Source organism: Aquimarina pacifica (assembly GCF_000520955.1).
Taxonomy (GTDB): Bacteria; Bacteroidota; Bacteroidia; order Flavobacteriales; family Flavobacteriaceae; genus Aquimarina; species Aquimarina pacifica.
Window position 1 is genome coordinate 57,211 of sequence record NZ_JACC01000011.1, and the last position, 20,662, is coordinate 77,872.

Consider the following 20,662-nt stretch of genomic DNA (forward strand, 5'->3'; position numbering starts at 1 on the left):
AACGGGATTAGCTATTTATTTCTATATTTTGATAAATTAGCATTAGGATTTAATTTTTCTAAAATTCTAGGAACATTTGGAGACTTTCTAATAATTTCTCTAGCATCCTCATCATCTTCTATAAAAAATCGCACCCAATATTGAAGCCCCATATTTTCAAATAAAAATGCTATAAACTCGTCAAAATTTATATTGAGTTTATGAAAAAAACCTCCATTTATATATTCACACAAATACAGGTATGGTTCCTCCTCCTCATCTTCAAATCGTATAACTACGTTATTTAATTCTGATCCATAAATTAGAAAACAAGTATTGGCAAATAATAATTCCTCATCACTCATGTTTATTGGATCAGATACTGCACCCGGCCAATTATCTCTATTCCAATGAAAAGTATCGATAGCTTTATTTCCTCCGAACACCTCATGTAATGCATAGAGTTTGAAATTCCCAAATAAATAATCTCTATCCTCTTTTTCGTAATTCTTACAGAAATCTGAATCTTTAGGTATATTCCAATCCATTCTAAAACCATTTAATTGACTGTAAAAAGCCAGCATAGAGTCAGGTAATTGTCTTTCTATACACGTTTCTATTTTACGAACCATATAAATATTTAATGGTTTTGGAACAAACGATATAAGAGAAAATTCAGTCGTCCAAGTCTCTGTATATGGAATTTTATTTTCTCCTTCTACAGGTTTATCTTCAAAAAAAACTTCACTTTTTGCTATTAATTCCTCAAAATAATTCTTTTGAACAGCAATAGATGTAAAAGGATAAGATGGTTCAATCGTCTTATCATTCCCTGAAAAATCAGTAAGATCTACCTCTGGAAACACAGAAGACATATTTGCAAAAAATCGCCCGCTTCTCATGATTTTCAATTGTTGAAGTGCCTCCTCTGTACATTTTTCTTTATCTATAAAATGTTCCATCCACGTATCCAATGCTCTTACCTTATCAACCCAATAGACATATTCTTGAAATGATATTTTTAACGGAAATAAGAAATTTGGATATATAAATAAGGTCAACTCTGGCTTAGGAGATGGGTCTTCACTAAAACTTAACAATACAAATGTATTGGAGTAAAAACATATAAAATCCAAAATAAAATATCTCGACTCTAACTCGTTGATCCATTCTGTATTCATCCCTTCTACCCAAAGATGCCCCTTAAGTTTCTCGCCTTTCTTTTTTGTTCTTCTAGCATTAAAATAACCTTTATTAAAAGAGTAAGGTCCGTGTAACCAAGATCGCCCGTTAATTAATCCTACTCCATCTTTTCTATACTGCCATAATAAATTAATAGATTCATGATAATTGTACAACTCCAACATTTCATCGGGTATACCAAAACCAATAGTTTTTTCAAACTTCTCGTTTTCTTTTTTACTTGATTTACTACTCCGTTGGTTAGAACAAGCAAACACTCCGTCTATACGTTGTATTTTATCTTCTAATTCGAATGGGGTTTTTAGAACTTCTAAATTCATAATTTTACCAACTAATTAATTTTTCTCTATCAATAACTCTAAGAGTTCTAAATATATCTGGAAAAGCACTTTTTGTTGTGTCAATTCCTTCGGCTTGAATTCTACTTTCTAAATCCGAAACTCCTGAAGCTCCAGATTTATGCTCCCAAATATGATCATATAAACGTTTACCTCCTGTTCTCTTATCTCTTAAATTATTTTTAAACGTAGTTCTATTTACACCTGCTTGATCAAAGTTAATTTCCATGATTTGTACAAAATCAGCGGAGGGGAAGTGTACTTTTTTAGCTTCAGTATTTGTAGTACTAGGCAAAGGTATTGGAAAGGACCTATCCAGAATTTTACGTTTGTCTCTTTTCCATTTTGATCCATCATAAAAATGTAACCCTCCTTTAACATGTATAGATTTTGCAAAAAGATATAGAGGCTTTCCTGTGGTATCATTATTAACATCTCTTCCTTCACTAGCCGAATAATAGGCTACATTTGTTTCCATCCAAATCACCGACTTGTCATATGTAGTCCCAACACCTACTGCTTGCTTATGTGGAGACTCAGACAGTTTTTCCATAGGTGTATTCACTGTTTTAGGTCCAGGAACTAAATTTTGGGATATCCCTTGTCCTCCCAAGTTATCATTAATTAAATGCATTCTTACCCATAAATTAGTTAACCCATTACTCGTAAAATAAGGCCAAGAAGCGCTTACGGTGCTTCCTGGAGCAGATCCATAATTCGGTTGATACGGAATCAACTCCATAACTGCTCTTTTAGGGTATTTGACTCCATCTCGGGTGACGAACTTAGATTTGTTCATACTCATTTTAGTTGCTTTGCTTACTTCAGGTATGTCTTCCTGCATTAAATCTCTTAATGCACCACTAAGTCTATCCATATTAGAAACAATAAGTCCATTAGATGTTTTTAAAGCTTTTTTACCGGCTTCTGTCTCTGGGTTTATTTTTTTTGATTTTGTAATTTCTCCTTTAATTATGTTATTAGAAGTAACGGCTGTCTGATAATGATTCTTTAATAAAGGATCATTCTGAAACTGGCTCTTTTTATCTTTTAAGAATTGATCTATTGTTCTCGGTTTTGAACGAACGTACAGCTTTGCATTTTTTTCACCTCCTTCTAGATATAAAGTATGTTGTTGACCATCCTTGGCCTTAAATTTCTTTTTCTTCTTCCACCATTTAATGATTCCGGCAATAGCCCCTTTGACCTTCGCCTTGCCTTTTCTGATCAGTTTCTTAAAGGCTTTTTTGGCCTTTTTAATCATCTTATTAATTGCCTTATCGATACGTTTTCGGATCTTTTTGACAATCTTTTGCACTTTAGAAGCGATCTTACTGATTCCTAGTAAAGCCGCTAAGAATCCAATCACCACAGGTAGTGCCGTTGCCAATGCCTTTTCTATCATTTCGGCCACTTTTTGCACCGATCCAGAAGCCACGGCTCTAATCCCATCGATAAAGGCTTTGACCAATTCTAAAATTTGACTACCTCGTTCTATAAAGAATTTGACAATCTCAATAATTGCCATTGCTGCTTTGACAAAGGCACCTGCTGGATTCATCAATCCTAAAATCCATTTTATCCCTGCTTCTACCACGGTAGTAATCACCATATCCTTGATAGCATCAAGTACGGTTTCTTTAAGATCCTGAAACTGTTCTTTGAGATATTCCCAAAGTCCTGAAATTCCTTCGTTTTTGATAATCATAAACATTTCGAATCCAGTTTCCATAGCAGCGACCATCTTCTCTCCCATGAGCTTCACTGCTTTGCGGCGAATAAAATCCCATGTCACACCCAATATCTGAGATACCAGACTAAAGACCCCTTTGAGACTAAATAAATCATCAGGCATCGTTATACCCACTGGTCCCAATGTACCTGTAAGCCATTGAATGAGTCCTGATTGTAAATGTTTGAAAATATTACTTCCGAAATTGGTAAATCCTTGACTGATTCCTGAAATTAAATTACTTAAGAACCCTATCGGATCACTGATAATTGCACCGATAGCATCAATAGCAGCAGCCAATAGATTCGTTAGTACATTTTTAATCTGGAGAATGACCTTGATTACTGCCCCAATAGCATCCATAACCATATCGATCAGTCCACGATTGGCTGCTTTCATCTCCTCTATACGGGCATCTACTGCTTCTAACTGTTCATTGTACTGTTCTGCTAAACTATCAATTAGCTCTTCTTGTTTACTATCTACTGATTGCTCTAATTCATCAAACTTGTTTTGTATACCTTCAGCAGCTTCTTTACCTATATTTTGTAGATTTTGTGGTAAAGCGGTTACATAATCTTGTACTTCTTGCTTTCCTTTTGTAATTCGCGTTTTGGCTTCTGTTAATTTACTGGCAACCAGATTTGCAATCACAGTAATCACTTTATCCATCTTATCGATAAATACCTGTCGCCCTTCTACAAAAAACTCATTCACCTCATCAGGTAAACCTGTAAAGGCATCTCCGATCCTACTAAAAAATCCACTTACTCCTGCATAACGCTCATCTCTGTATTTATCCATCTTGCGATCGACATAATTCTCAAATGCTAATTTGGCGATATAGGCCCCAGCTTTAAATAAAGCACTTACTTTTGTATCGAGATCGCTTAATAGTGTCTCTACATCTGTTTTGGTATTTTCGTAGATTGTATTAATTTCTCCGGCAATTCGTTCGCGTTCTGCAGTATCAGTGGTTCCTGTTTGTTGTTGGTTACCTGCTACTTGCCCTAGTAAATTGGCACGATCTGCATGCATTCCTCCTAAGGTCTGCTGACTTTGGTTCTCTGCACTCACACGTGCATTGGCTAATATTCCTTGTTCTTGCTGGCGGAATTGACCTGGAGCAGTATCGGTATGTTCTTGTGCTTTTTGCTTCTCTCCTAGCGCCCCTGTAAATTGCGGCTCATTTGAGTTTGCTAATTGTTCATCTGTGATTTCGTTATCCGCCATTTGCTGATCTACATCACCCATATTTTCTTGCAATGGTTGGGTTACCTCTGCATTTCCGCGTGAAGGCGGCATGGCTTGATTGGCATTTACACTATTAGGAACAGCGCCGGCTTGTTCAGGTTCTAAAGGTGTTACTTCTCTTGCTGGTATCGCAGCAGTATTAGGTGCTGCCTCTGTTGCAGATGCAATAGCTCCTGCTGCATTATCCCGTTCGGCTGCAGCATCCTGAGTACCTTGCTCGGTTACCTCATCAATATTGTTATTATTTTCAAAATCATCTGCCTCATCTTCATCCTTGGGCAATTGCATGCTCTCGATACGCTGCATCAATTGCGCTTTGAAAGCTTCTGCACTAAATTCTCCTGCTTCTTGCTCTTCCATGGTATCGACCTGAGCAGCTTGAGCTCCGCTTTCTTGCTCATTATCCGGAGATACGGCTGCGGCCTGCGCACTGCCGGCAGCAGAAGTGGCTGGAGCATGACCTTGTTGCTCCCCAGAGGTAGTTTCTACACGACCTTCTAGTTTCTTAAAGTTTGGATCTTCTTCTGGACTCCTTGGTGTTGTATGTTGTGGTGCTCCTCCTTCTTGTCCTCCTGCTTCTTGTCCTTGCTCATCTGCTGCTACTTCTTCAGCTCCTATTGTTTCTGCAACTGCTCCTTGTCCTGATGCTGCTGCCTCTTCAAGTTGAGGCTTTTCTGATTCTAGGGGCGCTACTGTATTTCCTGATGCTGACTCTACTGCTGTGCCCTCTAGTTTTGTGCCTTCTTGACCTGAAGGCCCAGATGCACCTTGCTGTATTGTATGGGTCAGCTCATGAGCTAATAGCGTTTGTCCCTCTGTAGTTGCGGGATTGAATTTATTTTCATTAAAATGAATATCATTACCCGAAGTAAATGCTTGTGCACCCAACGTTTTATTCATCCCTACTGATGTGCTACCAGTATGCACGCGCACTCCACTAAAATCTGCTCCAAAACCTGATTCCATTTGAGTTTTAACACCATCTGGTAACGGAGATCCTTGTCCTCTTGCACTTTTGATAGAGCTACTAATTGATGATGCTGGAGTAAGTCTTGAACGGCCGGGATTTACTTTTGCTTGGGCCTCTTCATCTGATTGAGTTTGAACATCCTCATCCTCTTGCATCTGCGCTTCTTCGTCTGACTGAGTTTGAACATCCTCATCCTCTTGCATCTGCGCTTCTTCATCTGATTGAGTTTGAACATCCTCATCCTCCTGCATTTGCGCTTCTTCGTCTGACTGAGTTTGAACATCTTCATCCTCAGCTTTTGTTTGTGCCTCTTCTTCTTCCATTCGCTGAACGGGGGACACCTCATTCAAACGCACCATTGGTTGAATACGTTCTGCTATAGGTTTTTCTTGAATAGTCTCTTCATCAGGTTTGGCTTGAATGGTCGATGGTGCCGACCCCAATCCGGGCATTGTACTTTGTTGTTTATTGACTACTTGATCGGCGACATGATCTGCCTCTACTTCATATTTATCACCCGGTTTTCCGACCTTCAATTTAGGCTGTATAAACATATCGCTTCTGTTTTTTTGTGTAAAAACAGAAGGCGTATTGTTGCCCTTGGTTGCGGTATTTGCCGTTTTTGGTGAAAACATGTTTTACATCATTATTCTTTATAAGGTTCCTAAGGTCGTTTTACCCAAAATGACCTGACCATCAATATCACTATCATTTTCGCAATCAATTAATCTACCCGCAGGATATAGCGTTTGTAAACTAAATAATCGTGCTATAAACTCTTTTAACTTTGCCATCTCTTCTTCATCGTTTTCTTGCGGATACTCGGTCTTCGCCATTAAAAATTCTTTATATGCATTTTCGAAAAGTAATAGACCATTTTCTGTATCGTCAACTTCTCCTTTTCTATGTCCTACCCAACATATTCGGGCAACCACATGTGCCGGAATTTCTTGCTTAATAACATTCTCCATATAATTTCTAAAATCAGTATCTGCAAATCGATAGGTATATCCTGGTAAAATAATACTAACTCTAAATGAATATGGATCTACAGGTTCGCAATTTTCGCATGTATCTGCACATATAGGTATAAAACACGAAGGATCTACATCTACTTTCTTTACATCAGGACGCAGTAATATATGTTCTACAAGAAATAATCCCTCCTCTGTAAAGTCATTTTCTATAAATGCCAATGCGTTAAAAATTGCTTCTCTCAACTCCTCTTGTGTATCATAAAAACGAGAATGTATTGAGGTAATCATTTTTGTACTTGATACCGGTTCTTCAGGATTGATAACCGAAAAAGAATACAGTTTTTCTTTTTCTGATATATTAATTTTGATATTACTAACATAGGTGTCGTCCTTTAGTTTTTTGGTAAACGCTTCTTCTAAATCATATACACTCGTTTCTATTAGTAATAATACTGTAAAATGCAGCTCATTTATCGCAGCTGTTTTTGATCCATAATTTTCTGTAGACCTAAAAATGGGGTCGCCATTCGTATCGAGAATCTCCCATCTAAATACAATGCAATCGTTTTTATCAACATCTGTTTTAATTCTGATAAAGGAGTTTGAGACATTTCTTCTGTTATAATCTTTGATCCCTAATAATCTGGCAATTCTCTTTTGAGTTCCCGAAACATTATCGGTATCCCATAAAGAATCTAACTCCTGATTATAATAATTAAATGCCTTTCCTCTTTCGCTGCTGATCACTTGGTACTCTTTTAAAAAAGCTTCTTTATTACGAAGTACCACCTCTCCTGTAGTATCACCATATAAGGTTTTCATTAAAAAAGTATACTCACTAAAACGTTCTGCAAATCGTGCTAGAAGATGATCTAAAACTTGATTTCTTCGCTCTACATTATTATCTATCTCTTTGAATAGTGAATTTGTTAATTCATCATCATTATCAGCATTATAATTAGTTACCAACTCTTCGAATCCTGCAATATCTTCTATGGCTTGCGTGAAATAAGTATTCACTGATTCTCCACTAACAGAGAGTAATTCTTTTACTTTCCCTAAGTGTTGAAAGTAACTTGCGAGAATCTTGTCAAAAAACAACAAATACCCTTTTAATTGTTTGGCTTGAGACTTTCTTTCTGTTGTCGCATTACCGGATAATCCATCTCTCCCAATACCATAAGTACTTGGGAAATCATTTTGGATAGTTGTATATTTTTCATTTTCGAAATATTGTCCCTCGGGAAAATCTAATTCCTGATCTAATACCTCAGTTTCTTCCGGCGTCAATTCTTCTATATACGCTTCAACTTTCTGTTGATTAAGATTAAGAGGTAAGAAGCCTTTATTGTAGTTGATAATACTTTTGCCGCATAATACTGGTTTTTTTCCTTCTTCTATGCAAATCAACCAATCATTTGACTCGGCTATATTATCATCGCAATTACCAATCGTAATTTCTTTTACGAACTTCACACCCTCAATATTCATGATCAATTTTATGATATCTGATAGCCGAACTTCTTCTCGTAAATTCGCTTCTTCTAACTCAATGGCATCAATAAAACCTTTGTTAAGAATTGGACCTTCAAATATTTGATCCGTGGTATACCCTTTATCCAACATTTGCTGAATAGAGTAAAAATTTATGGTGGGCGAAAAATAGTTATCAATTGCTATTAATATTTGTGCATGTATATATTCCTCATCCGCCTCATTCTCTACTTCAATACTTGCGCATATGGCAATCTCATGGGTTTGTATTTCTTCTATATCAATTAGATCTTCACAGAGATTTCTATTTTGATGATAAACAACTCTAATATTGTCTATAATTTGATTCTTCGCAGTATCATCTTCTACATCATCTTCATATTCAACATACAAATTATATAAACCTTTGAGCATAAATTCTTTTTTGAATTCATCTTTTAGGTCACTAACATCATCTTGATTATAAGTAAGTACATCATTCTTACAGTCTAAATACATCATTTTCTCATATGTACTCAGCCAGCAATTTTTAACTCCTGCTATATCAACAAATAATTTTCGATAATCTAATGCTGTTACAGGTTTGATAGGAAAGATATCAGCAGGCTTAAAAAACTGTGTTTCTAGTCCTTTTTTCTTATCATCAGAGGCTAACAGATTCTCTATCGGCATGTTAATCCTCATTCCTAAATCAGAAATTGCATATGCTAACATTTCGAGAATTGTGATTCCTGGATCATGTGTATTATAATCTGTCCAGAGATTTCCTCCTAACTGAGAAATATATTCTATCCCTAGTTTCCTTAAGAAATAGAAATCCAGATCATCCTCTGTGGATACATCTTTAGGAATGCTAATATGTGAATCTAAATTTGACATTTTTCTATTTCTTCTATAAATGTTGTTTTACATGTTTGGATCGCTGTGTCTATTTGATGTGTCTTTGCAGATACTAAAATTGATGAGGGATTAGAAGGTGCGATACTATTGCCAAATACTTCGTCATCTTTTTTCATGATGACATCCTGTAAATAATCGACATACGCTAGTTTCTCTATATAATCAATCAGTATACTTCTATGTAATGTAACTCCAAAATCTATACTTCGGGAAGTATCAAAAGCCCAAGGAGAAAGAAACTTAGTAATATCCTCGCTCAACTGCTTGGCATAAAAACTTTCATCGTATCCTTCATAAAACTTAACCGAAAGAGAAATTTCTACTTCTTCATAAGATGGGTTAATTACCGCCGCAGTAACATGCATTGAGTTCAATTTATTGATAAATGACGCTACTTTGTTTAACAAGGCTTTACTTACTCTGGGTTGAAAAATATCGAATACATTTTTATTGATCGTGTCTGGTATCACAACCAACGTGACATCTCCTGGGGATAAAAAAGAGGAATCATTAGTATGATTCAGACATTTTACTTGATAGATTTCTGGAAATTCTTGAAGTACCAAACTTTCATAATCCCAAAGAGTAATTGCTCTATTTTTATGACGTAATCGCTCACTTATTCTTCTATAGTAGGCATCATCTGACTCTTGGGGTTGACCATCAAAAGAAGTATAGGGTTGAGTAATTGATTTTATTTGAGGCACTCTAGTTATTAACTTACTTATAGTACCATCAGGCAGCCCTGACTCTAAGTGCGATAACTCATTACCTTGGTCTTCGAAAACAGCCACAACTGCCTGTGCATGAATTGCCTTTACCTTACTTACTACGTCATAAGTTTTATGCATTCGTGCACGAACCCATGTCAGCCCTGTTAATAATCTTGTATTTTCTTTGGTGGCTTCTTTAGGGATCGTAAATCTTACAATTCCCGAACTCAGAAAATTGTCGATATTATTAATTATCATTGATTCCTCAAGGTCTTTCCATTGATTCTGACATAAAACAGACCACTCTACTCGCTGTTTCCCTTCAAAACTATCCGCTTTTGGGTTTTCACTACCTTCTAAAACCTGTATTAGCAGAGAAACTTGTTGCGAGATTTCTGCTTCTTCTAATCCTATATATAGTGATCCTCCTTGGCAATAAGTTGGGATTAAATAACTATTGGTAATCAAATTTTTTGCTTGTGTTTCTGATAATCCATTACTAATACCCTCAGAAATTTCGGCTAGATCATTTTGGTCTTGTACATCTTTGGTTATCTTAATTTCTTTAAGAAAACCGTGCTCTTCATTCTGACCAAAAGGATTAATATGAAACAGTTGTATTCGATTATTCTGGTATGCAGTTTCCGTTTTTACACTAAAATCTGTAGTTTCTTCTGCCTTATAGTCCATGGTCAAAAACTCTACAAGTGGTGTATAGGCCTCTTGAGGGACAACCTCATCTCCTAAAGTATCATTTATGGCTTTAGCAATCTGCACTGCATACACCCTAGGAAAAACATCATGTAAAAACGATTGATTTAATGAAATTCGCAAAGGACCACTGTAATTTGCCTTGTATGCTCGACCCGCATTGGATAATGAATATTTGAACTCATATACACTATTGGTGGGTGCATTTTTATTAAATAAACCCGTTATCAAATCTCCACTATTACTATCATTCTGAATGATTTCCCACTCTTCATTTGCGTACATTGCCGATCTTACTGTAAAATAAGAATCTGACACTCCGCTAACTGAGTACCCCTCATATAGTTCTGTAAAACTACTAGTAGCAGGATCAGGCGTATTTTTCCACTCTGCATATATTGACATTTCAGTCCATTGTTTAGAAAAAGCCTCGTTATAATTGATATAAAAATTGGATTTTTTAAGTGGTTGTGTTGTAAATGGGAAAAAAGGTTTTTCTGCATTTATTTTTCCTGTATCATTTTCTAAATTCAAAGATTTTATTCCTGTTACCTCATTAGTAACGGTAATCGTTTCTACTACCTGATTTGCAAGGGTTGTATATAAATCATATCCTTTTATTACCTCTTGTTCTGCTTGGGTGAGATCTATATCTTCTTGTTTTATAAATACTCTAAATAATGGAAAATCTGTATCAAAATTTCCTCCTAGAACTTCGTTATTATAAGGTAGTATTGCGGGTACATCCTTAGCCAATGTGCATCCAATAATAAGTTGGTTTCCTATAATTTGAGAAACCGAAGTATCTAACGCCAGTGGACCAATCCATTCTTCTTCTCCAGAAGCATAGCAACTTAATGAAGCTACTAATTCATCTGTTCCTATTGCCCTCAAGTTTTCTTCAAAAGTGATAGTAATTTTCAGTTTTCGTTCTCCTTCCTGCAGCAATAGTAAAGGCGAGGCTATTGCGAAACCTATCGATGCATTTTGTAATTCTGGATATTCTGTCTCAGTTTTGGGATATCCAAAGGGCCACCAACTATTTTCTTCTTCATCAGGAAAAGTCTCTCCATCTCCACCATAAGAGTTTGCTATTTCACTAATTTTTATCCTTGTAGAATCAGCATCATTATATACATTTTTAAGAGCTGAGACCTTAATTTTATTGGCAATAAGTTCTTCTGTAGTTTTATAAATACGTTTAACACCAATGGTGTCCTTACCTCCATCTAAGGCTGTTGCTTCGGGAACTCTTTCTTCTACACTCTTTTTTGCAATTTCGAACAGGATATGCACTTTATCTTCAGAAGCCGGAAGTTTTTCTACTTTTAAAATTTCTTCAAAATAAAAATCCAAATGCCTCTTGGTAAGATTGTTAAATCGTTCTCTAGAAAGCGACAATAGCTTCAAAAAACAAATAAACAACGTAAAATGAGGCGTTATTTCTGCCTCACTTTCTTGCGCAGCTATTTTTGCTGTTATTTGTTCTTTGATTTTCTGATACTCTGTAGCACCTCGCAATGGTATTGTTTCTTCATCAAACTCAAAGTATCTGAATAAATCCTGCCAGTTTCCTGAAGGTGTATTATCGTTATTAGTATCAAAATAATTTACATGCTTTGCAAAATTATACGCAAAAAGCATCCAATCTTCTATATCAAGATCATGAAGTTTTAGATTATCCGGATCGAGCTTTTCATTAAACCGTTGTTCCTGATCCCTGCCACTTCTCTCTAAAATACTATCAATATATTCACAATTTTCTGACATTGTTTTGTTTTAAAAAATTTTAAATATCAGTTCCTTCTTCTAAATAAAATGGGAACACTACATTATTTCTAGCATTTGTAGCTCTTACAGTATATGCTACTTTTATATATAATTCTCCTTGTAGCGTATCACTTTGGGTAATATCAATTTTGTCTACATCTATTCTAGCTTCATGATATAAAATAGCTGTCTTTATCAATTCTGTAACATAAGAAATCAAGGTTCTATTAAGGTTTTCGAACAATAACTCATCAAGGTTACAGCCATAATTAGGAACCATAATACGTTCTCCCAAACGGGTAGATAATAACACCTCGAGGCTACTTTTTATATCTTCTTCGGCAGAAATCATTTTTACCGAATTTGTTTCTTTGGTAAATTCTGGCGGGAAGATCCAGCCAGTTCCTAAAAACGACTTTTTATTATCCATCATAATTATCCTATTAATACAGTAGGTTCTCCTGCCACTATGGTTCCGCCATGCGCAGTGCTATCACCCATTCTGGCTGCCGGCATACCACCTATCATAACTGTTCCTGATCCTACGGCTATCGTATCAGGAGGACCTGTACATGTTGCCATATCACCAACTCTCGCTGCTGGCATCCCAGCAATAAGTACTGTAGGTTCTCCCGCAGGTAAAATTGGACCTCCTACATGAGGTACCGTTCCTGTTACCATAGGACATACATGCATATCATTAATTCTTGCTGCTGGTGGCATATTATTTTATTTTTTTTTTGAATTAATTTATATTACTTAATCTTCTTTTTTTACTAGTTAATCTGCACTAATGATCCTTTTAATACAGCAGTAGCTCCCGAGGACACTTCTGCTCCCGAAGCTCCTTCGGCTTTAAAAGATGCATTGGCAGTTACATTTACATTGGTCCCTTCTATAGTAACATCTCCCGATGCTTTGATTTGTATATCGCCAGCACTTTCCATTACAATCCCCGAACTATCTAGGGTAAGGATATTCGAATTTTCATCCTCTACGACTATGGTTCCTTCATCTTCATCAAGTGCTATTCGCTTACCCGCAGGGGTAGTGATATTGAGTGTCTTTTTATCATCATCAAAAAGTACTTTCATCTCGCTTCGCGTAATAAAACCTTTTTCGTGGTTATCATCAGATGCTACTAATGGAGCTGGCTTGGCACTGCTATGAAGCATTCCTAAAATAACAGCATCATTTGGGTCTTCATTGATAAAACCAATGATAACCTCGTCTTCTATCTCTGGTCTAAAAAAAGCGCCTCTATTTTCTCCCGCATCTAATGACGCCATACGACACCAAATCCCTTGCTCTTCATTATTAATAATTGGTATTTGCACCAAAATACGTTCTTCGCCATCAGGATCATCTTGTAATTGTGATACGATACCAATTTGAAGTCCCTGGATTGCGGGAAGTAATCCCGAAGCCGGTGGGGTATGAATATCATATGTCTCTGTAAACCATTCTGGATTCAAACCAAATTGTGCATCAACGGTCCAATTACCATCAGTTAAACTATGTCGAACTCCGGTTACAAATACATTACCATTAAACCGATCACCTACTCCTTCAAGTTTTAATATGGTATTCGGTTTAACCTCAGAAATTCCTTGAAACTTAACACGTCCTCGTACTTTTGATAATTGTTGAAAAAGCAGCTTTGCATCTGCCCAGCTTTGTAATTCGGCATCAGTTACCGCTCCACCGTGTCTTAATTCAAGATTTTCTAACCCTATCGTTTCTGACAAATCTGAAGAAGATAAATTTCCGTTAAGTGATACTGCTGGATCTGTTCCTTCGATTTCTAACAATTCTTGATCCGAATAATTCCAGGCATACGAGGATACAGTACTCATTTGATGTCGTGCATCAATTTCTGCATCAAAATCTAACAGGCTTGCTCCAAAAGTTACTGTTTCTATTGCTTCCTGCCCCAAATCGGGAGCTTTGATTGTTATTTCACCATCATCAACACAGCAGATTTTTCCGTTTGCCTGCGCCCGTGCTATAATAAAATCCCAATCAGAAGCATTATATTGTACTAATTCTGCATGCGAATGCGTTGTTGCTTCAATCGTATTGGATAGCCCGTAAGTACCTATAATTTCTTCAAAAATATCACTATCAGTACTTTCATAGAAGTATTTACTCTTTCTACCAATCGTAAGTTTAACAGTCTCATCCTTACACTCTATAATCAATTGGTTGCCATTAGATCTAATTCGTAAGTTATGTTTAATCACAATTCCTTTAAAAATGGTACTCTCATCAGAATGATATCCTGCAGTAATTTCTATGTTCTTGCCTGGGATTAGTAAATCTTCATTACTTAACTCAAAATCCCGTGCTGTAGCATCACCGTCTATAAGTACTAGTTTTGCCATTGAAATTCGGTTTATTTCTTTATGGACCAGCACACTTTTTACTTGATATTTTTTAGACAATTCTTGCCCTTCAACCAGTATCTTAAAAGTTACTAAATCTGAACTCTTTGAGGTTTGTATGACTCCACTATTATTCATTTATGACTGCTTTTGTAATGGTGGAAAAAACAACTCTTGACCTACATTCAGTTTTCTGAAATTACTTATATTATTAACTCTAGCAACTTCTAGATAATACTTAGGATCTCCGTATATTCTAAAGGTCATTAACGGAAGTGTATCGCCTGCTTTAACTATCCTATAATGTGTTAAATCAGGTGATTGATCATTTTGTTCATTTGAGCGCTTTTCTTTTTCTATAAATTTTTTAAACTTGGCTTTTACCAATGCTCTAAGTGGGGTTCCATCTGGTTTAAACAATTTGTATTCTATATCCATAGAAACCAGATGACACGGAAATGTTAATGATCCCCAAATCACCATCAAATAGTTAGGCTTATGTTTATCTCCGTTATAATCATAAGCTGCTTTTTTAAAAGCATCTAGATCGTCAATAATACCATTCCCATTATCCTTATATACAGTATCATCACTACTAGAATTAGGATCATCACCATAATGCACGATTGCACCTGTACGATCAAAAAGAAATTCAAGATCAAGGTCTTCGGGAATAGATCTTACGAATTGTAGATCATTAGAACTTGTTCCTTGGGCTTGTTCCTCATTAAACTCTGTAGTAAGGGAGAAGCTATACTTTTCTGGATTTAATAATGCTGTATATTTCAGATCTGGTAGTTCTTCGGTGAACTTTTCATCCTTAAAACAACGAATAACCAATTTTTGTAATTTGCCTGTACTCATTTTCTCAACGTTTAACGTTCATTCTTCGTCTCCAAGATTTCCATTACCCTTTCTACACAATTAGCAATCAATTCGGCATTTCCTTTTTGACCAGAAGAGGTAGCACCTTGAGACTGATTTTTGGTTTCATCAACGTTTATCTTTATATGTAATTCTTTGATCTCTATTGGCATTAGTTAAGGGTTTTGAAATAATTATAGGTTAATTCTAAAGATTCTATCGCCAGTTTACTTTCTTCTGCATTAAAATCTTCTACAGCCCACTTCACTGGGTATGCATGAACAACATCCCAAGTAAGTAGCGGTTCATGCTTTTCGTTGAGTAGGATTACAGTAAGATTAATAGGCGCTATTTCTAGATCCTCAATGGCTTTTTTGCACCAATCTATTAATCCAGAATCGATCAAAAGTCCTCGTTTCAATACTAGATTAGGGTATTTAGTCCTAACAGGAATTTTATGTTTAAATCGATTCTCTCCTCCTTCAGCGATTTCTTCGGTTTCGAGATCTACAGAAAGTCCCGAAACCGACTGAAATTGATGATCATTAGATGCACTGGTAATCCCTTGAAATTCTACTTTAAAATGAAACCCAACTGGTGGATAGTATGCAGCCATTATAATAAGGATAACTTCTCATGAACAAATTCTGCTGTTTCTATTGCTATTTCATTACCATCAGCTTTGAGATCGGTAGATTGTATTTTGGTTACATATGCCTGCTCTGCTTTCCAGGAAATAACGGGCTCATGTTTCTCATCAAGGAGACTAATGGTTAAATCACCTCTATATTGCTCTTCACCTTCTTGAAAATAAACTGTTTTGATCCATTGTTCGTAAAACTGCTTATTTGTATCTATAAATGTTCCTCTTTTGACTGTGATATTGCTATACTTAGCTAGTCCAGGTTGTTTTGTTTTATGATATTCATTATCGGCTCCTCCTCTATACTCTATCATTTCTCTTTCGAAGTCCAAACCTGATACTTCGGTACAATTAAACTCTGATTCACCAAAAGACACTCTAAAATGAAATTTTGGTAATGGATATGTTGCTGCCATGTTTTGTATACTTTAAAAAATTAATTTTGATAATTTGTGGATTATGCTTCTTGCATTTTATGAGAGAATTTAAGTATGATAAATTCTGCTGGGCGAACAACAGCCATACCTATTTCTACAAACATATACCCTTCTAAGATATCTTGAGCTGTCATAGTTTCTCCTAATCCCACATTTACATAAAATGCTTTATCAGGTGTCGGTCCTGCTAACGCCCCTGCGCGCCATTGTAAATTGAGGAAATTAGTGATCATCGCTTTTACTTTTACCCAAGTATTGGCATCATTAGGCTCAAAAACGAATTGTTCTGTTGCTTTTTTGATAGATTCTTCTGCCATATTAAAAAATCGACGCACCGAAACATATCTCCATTCATTATCATTACCCGCTAATGTTCTGGCACCCCATATTAAAGTCCCCTTACCAACAAAAGTTCTAATAGCATTAATAGACTTACCGCTTGTATGTACATTAAGTTCTCCTTGTTCTGCATGAGAAATATGTACTGTTGGTTTACTTACGTAGGTCATCCCCACATTAGCCGGGGCTTTCCATACACCTCTACTATTATCAACTCGCGCGTAAACACCTGCCATACCACTGCTTGGAGGCAATATCACTGGTAGTATGCTTATTTCTGCTTTTATTCTATTATATAAGGCATTATCACTTACTTCTAAAGAATCTAACGTACCAGAGGTAGGTGATGATCCACCAGATGCTGGCAATGCAGCTATTAATGCAAATAACTCCCCAGAAGCTAATAAGGTATCAATTCGAGCTTTTAATGCATCTCCTGCCGCATCTGTAGAATGAATCCCTAGTGCATCAAAAAGTCCTGGTTGATTAACAGAAATTTCATTTACAATTTTTAATTGTGAATCATCTGCATTTAATCTGTCAATACTTTTATTAAGATCCAAAATAGTTTGTTCGAGTACATCGGTCAACCATGTATCTAATGCATTAGCTTCTGCATCAACGCTACCGTCGGTTCTGGCAATATCTATTGCGCTATTAATACCACTACTGACTCCATTAATATAACTTATGATCTCATTAATCTTAGCCTTAAGATCTGGTATCATTGCAATAGCATCAGCATCGTTACCTGCAGCTGTAATATCTGTATCAATCACACCTAACTCTGTAATAAGTGTTTCTAGATCGGTGGTGTCTATGGCATCAGATATGTCTTGTACCGATTCTTGAAGATTCGTTGTATCTGTAGAGCTTTCGTTAACTGTAACCTGACTATCAGCATATTGATAATCCAAAATAGTTTCTACAAATGGATAATATGCGGCTCCATATTTGATAAAATCTTTTCCAAGGGTCATCCCAGCTCGTAATTCTCCTATATTAGGATCTACGATTGCAGTATTATCATAACTATATGTATCAATAATGGTAAAACGATCTTGTAAGTCTTCACACTGAATAAGTGCTTGTTCATAGAGACCATACATAGAGCCACTATCGGGTAGTGATGTTGCATCTGGAAAAACAATCAAAGTAGGCTCATCCTCTTTTTTTATAATTTCTAATCCTTTTCGCAAACCAACTGTTGTTGTTGTTCCTAAGGCGACCGTAGAAATAGAACCGTCGCCGTATTGATCTACAGATACAATATAACACGGCCCACCACCATTAGCAAAATATAGTTGCATAGAATAATACATCAGAAAAGGTGAACGTGTTGCAGGAGTAGGTACAGAAATAACATCATCAACAACATTGACAACGATTCCTGTTTCTAATTCTGCTCCGCCAAAATAGTTTTCATATTCTAGCATAGAAGATATTCTTGTAGGAATCTCATTGAGATCTCCTTCTTCTTTATTCGTCGCTTTTTCTGTATATCCTATAAAAGCAGGAATAGCCGTTGCGACTTGAGCTACAGACGGAGGAAACTTAGCAATCTCCTCAACATAAACTCCTGGTGTACTGTACGGTGCCATAATTTGTGAATTTTAATTTTGATTAACTTTTTAAATAAATATTTCTGAATAAACTTTACCTTCTTCTGTTCTTATGATATCCTTATCTGGATTAAGAAGAAATGTATTTCTTAATCTTGGGGTTAATCGATTAGGTCTTAATGCTATAAACCCCTTTTGAGTCAAGGGATACGCTATATTTGTAATATATTCTTTATCCTCTTCTACATTAATATATTTCCAATAAGTTTCTCTATTCTTAAACTGAATTTCTGAACTCAGTATCTCTTCGGGCAAACAAGCAATATCCTTATTAGGTGCATCGGGAATAAGAACAGTATTGTTTTCTAATAGATCATTGGCATCTCCTTTCACTGTAATTTGTATATATCCCAGTTGTCCGTTTCTCTTTTGAGCGGCATTATAACTATCTAATAATGTAGCATTTTCGGGGAGTTCGATATCAGCTTCATCCATTTTGATAATCAATTCTAATCCGGTATCATTCATAGGAGCAACTTCATTGTTCAGAATCTCATGAGTCATTTTTCTGGTGCCCTCTGGAGTTAATAAAAAATTAGTATGCTCTTGTTTCGAGTCAAAGAGATCAGGAAAAGATACAGGCTCTGTAGTGGGTATTACATTTGTAAAAAAATACAACTGTGCTTCATCATCTACGATTGTATTGGTGTAATTAGTAAATGTTGAATCTTTATACCTCAATTCAAATGTGAATGTGAGGTCATCACCTAATTCGACCTTCGGAGCATATACCTCAGAATTATCCGAAGCTTTTTCATACTGATCAACATGAATAAACATAACAAAACCTCTATCTGATAATCGGAATATTATTTTATGATTTTGGAGTCGCATTCGTGTAATAGGAGTTGGTATAATTTCTAAATACTCAGAAACCTTGTACCCTAAAAGTTGATTTTTCTGATCTTCTTCAGACATTGAGATAAACTTATCATCTCCATCATCCAAAAAATAATCATGGTCTATGTTGACCTCTAACAATGGCTTATATACAATTCGAAAACTCATTAGATTTTGTTTAAGGTTGCTCCGATTTCTGTAATAATTGCTCCCTGAACTGTAGTTACATCTCTTTCGATTTCAAGCAATCTAATCTTGTATATAACCGAAGGATATTGTTTACCTCCCAATATCCCCCAGATATAACTCAGTTGTTCGAATGATGGGGTATATAATTCTGTAATAAACTTAAAGTTGCCAATCTCCTGCATATCTGCGTCATCTCGATTGAAATTACTATTGACATGTGTAAATACATTTTTGCCCTGAAAAAATTCGATAACCTTAGAAATACTCTTTAATGACTCTACATATAATTGATTGTTGGCACTAAAAATCACATACAAATTGACATTTACTTTAGGGTTTTTGTAGGATACCGTATTTCCTTCTATGCTGTAATTAGGAATGTTTTTTAAGGTAGGTTCTTCGTCTATATTAAGTAATGACAAAATAACATCAGAATCTTCATCATCTTCACCATCTCCAGTCGAAGCATTGGCAATATTACCAAGCGCGACCGTAGTATCTTCAAAATAAGAATTCACTTCTTCTTTGACAATTTGTAGTACTTGAAAAATCATTTAACAGTGGTTTATAAGTATCAATTGTATTCAAAACAAAACACACTTCGTCTGAAAACATAAAAGCTATCTAACTCAAAAAAAATAATAATCATTGACATCTAGACTCACATAAGAACTATGCAAATCTTCTCCTTCCTAAAAGACAGGAACTTCATTTTTCTCCTTTATTAATGAAAAAAAATGTTCAACAAAAAAAGGAATCTAAAATCTCTTTTTGTCAGGGGGTAATCTTCTCTAAATATACAAAAAAAGTTCATTGAATTCGCTCTGAAAAAAAATAATTTTGAATTTACGGCTTTACTTTATAACAAGTAAGGTTAACACTCACCATGCCAAAAAAACGAACTAAATATCTGCTTATCAGTTAATTAAATTAAATATTTATTTTTTGTGTTATTATACCCTATTGCTTACACCTACTATTAACCATAGGAAATATGACTGTTATCCACCATCACAATTTGATCATAGAAAAGACGTTGCTTTGTGCCTAAATTTTTTAAAAAAAATTGCTTACACGATTCATTATTCCGTAAAAAAAACATTTTTCAACTTCTTACTCCGAGCGATTCTTTCTCAAGCAATGAATTCATTTTTTTGAGGATAAAAAAGGTGATTTTTTGATAATTTGAAACCTCTTTTTTTGACTTGATGACACGGTTATAAGGTCATAAAAGCATAAAAGATGTTTAAAAAAGATGATTTTAAAAGAAATTATAAAAAGTCAAGATGAGTTTCAATTAATA

At 35.6% G+C, this 20,662-nt stretch carries 14 protein-coding genes; all 14 read right to left on the bottom strand.

Translation table 11 applies throughout. The features are described 5' to 3' along the window. Window positions 1-11: 11 nt before the first annotated feature. The 14 genes from DZ60_RS0107900 to DZ60_RS0107965 are packed head-to-tail and all read right to left on the bottom strand — an operon-like array spanning window position 12 to window position 19,913. Window positions 12-1,502 carry a hypothetical protein gene (locus tag DZ60_RS0107900; protein WP_025741551.1) on the bottom strand — a complete coding sequence of 497 codons (1,491 nt, stop codon included), beginning with the start codon at window positions 1,500-1,502 and terminating at the stop codon, window positions 12-14. Between the two features lie 4 nt (window positions 1,503-1,506). Next, window positions 1,507-6,111, bottom strand: a complete 4,605-nt coding sequence (locus DZ60_RS0107905) for an eCIS core domain-containing protein (protein WP_025741552.1) — start codon at window positions 6,109-6,111, stop codon at window positions 1,507-1,509. Window positions 6,112-6,129: 18 nt separating this feature from the next. Beyond that, window positions 6,130-8,826 (bottom strand): hypothetical protein, encoded by a 2,697-nt coding sequence (locus DZ60_RS0107910; protein WP_025741553.1) that lies wholly within the window; start codon window positions 8,824-8,826, stop codon window positions 6,130-6,132. Beyond that, window positions 8,814-12,041: a baseplate J/gp47 family protein gene (locus tag DZ60_RS0107915; RefSeq protein WP_025741554.1), complete on the bottom strand. Its 3,228-nt coding sequence runs from the start codon at window positions 12,039-12,041 to the stop codon at window positions 8,814-8,816. Before DZ60_RS0107915 ends, DZ60_RS0107910 begins: the two co-directional genes overlap by 13 nt. A 19-nt stretch (window positions 12,042-12,060) precedes the next feature. After that, window positions 12,061-12,474 (bottom strand): GPW/gp25 family protein, encoded by a 414-nt coding sequence (locus tag DZ60_RS0107920; RefSeq protein WP_316929869.1) that lies wholly within the window; start codon window positions 12,472-12,474, stop codon window positions 12,061-12,063. A 2-nt stretch (window positions 12,475-12,476) separates the two neighbouring features. Then, window positions 12,477-12,764 carry a PAAR domain-containing protein gene (locus DZ60_RS0107925; protein ID WP_025741556.1) on the bottom strand — a complete coding sequence of 96 codons (288 nt, stop codon included), beginning with the start codon at window positions 12,762-12,764 and terminating at the stop codon, window positions 12,477-12,479. Between the two features lie 53 nt (window positions 12,765-12,817). Continuing rightward, window positions 12,818-14,563, bottom strand: coding sequence for a type VI secretion system tip protein VgrG (gene vgrG, locus DZ60_RS0107930; protein ID WP_025741557.1), 1,746 nt, complete (start codon window positions 14,561-14,563; stop codon window positions 12,818-12,820). Further along, window positions 14,564-15,289: a CIS tube protein gene (locus tag DZ60_RS0107935; RefSeq protein ID WP_025741558.1), complete on the bottom strand. Its 726-nt coding sequence runs from the start codon at window positions 15,287-15,289 to the stop codon at window positions 14,564-14,566. 11 nt (window positions 15,290-15,300) lie between these two features. Continuing rightward, on the bottom strand, window positions 15,301-15,462 hold the full coding sequence (locus DZ60_RS25445) for a DUF5908 family protein (RefSeq protein ID WP_162831960.1): 162 nt from the start codon (window positions 15,460-15,462) through the stop codon (window positions 15,301-15,303). Further along, window positions 15,462-15,905 (bottom strand): phage tail protein, encoded by a 444-nt coding sequence (locus DZ60_RS0107945; RefSeq protein ID WP_025741559.1) that lies wholly within the window; start codon window positions 15,903-15,905, stop codon window positions 15,462-15,464. The genes DZ60_RS25445 and DZ60_RS0107945 overlap by 1 nt, the downstream gene beginning before the upstream one ends. Next, the gene (locus DZ60_RS0107950) at window positions 15,905-16,348 is read right to left on the bottom strand and encodes a phage tail protein (RefSeq protein ID WP_025741560.1); all 444 of its coding nucleotides are present in this window, start codon (window positions 16,346-16,348) and stop codon (window positions 15,905-15,907) included. The genes DZ60_RS0107945 and DZ60_RS0107950 overlap by 1 nt, the downstream gene beginning before the upstream one ends. A gap of 41 nt (window positions 16,349-16,389) precedes the next feature. Then, window positions 16,390-18,309, bottom strand: coding sequence for a phage tail sheath family protein (locus DZ60_RS0107955; RefSeq protein ID WP_034229095.1), 1,920 nt, complete (start codon window positions 18,307-18,309; stop codon window positions 16,390-16,392). Window positions 18,310-18,339: 30 nt separating this feature from the next. Next, on the bottom strand, window positions 18,340-19,338 hold the full coding sequence (locus DZ60_RS0107960; protein WP_025741562.1) for a hypothetical protein: 999 nt from the start codon (window positions 19,336-19,338) through the stop codon (window positions 18,340-18,342). Continuing rightward, window positions 19,338-19,913, bottom strand: a complete 576-nt coding sequence (locus DZ60_RS0107965) for a DUF4255 domain-containing protein (protein ID WP_025741563.1) — start codon at window positions 19,911-19,913, stop codon at window positions 19,338-19,340. The genes DZ60_RS0107960 and DZ60_RS0107965 overlap by 1 nt, the downstream gene beginning before the upstream one ends. Between the last annotated feature and the right edge of the window lie 749 nt (window positions 19,914-20,662).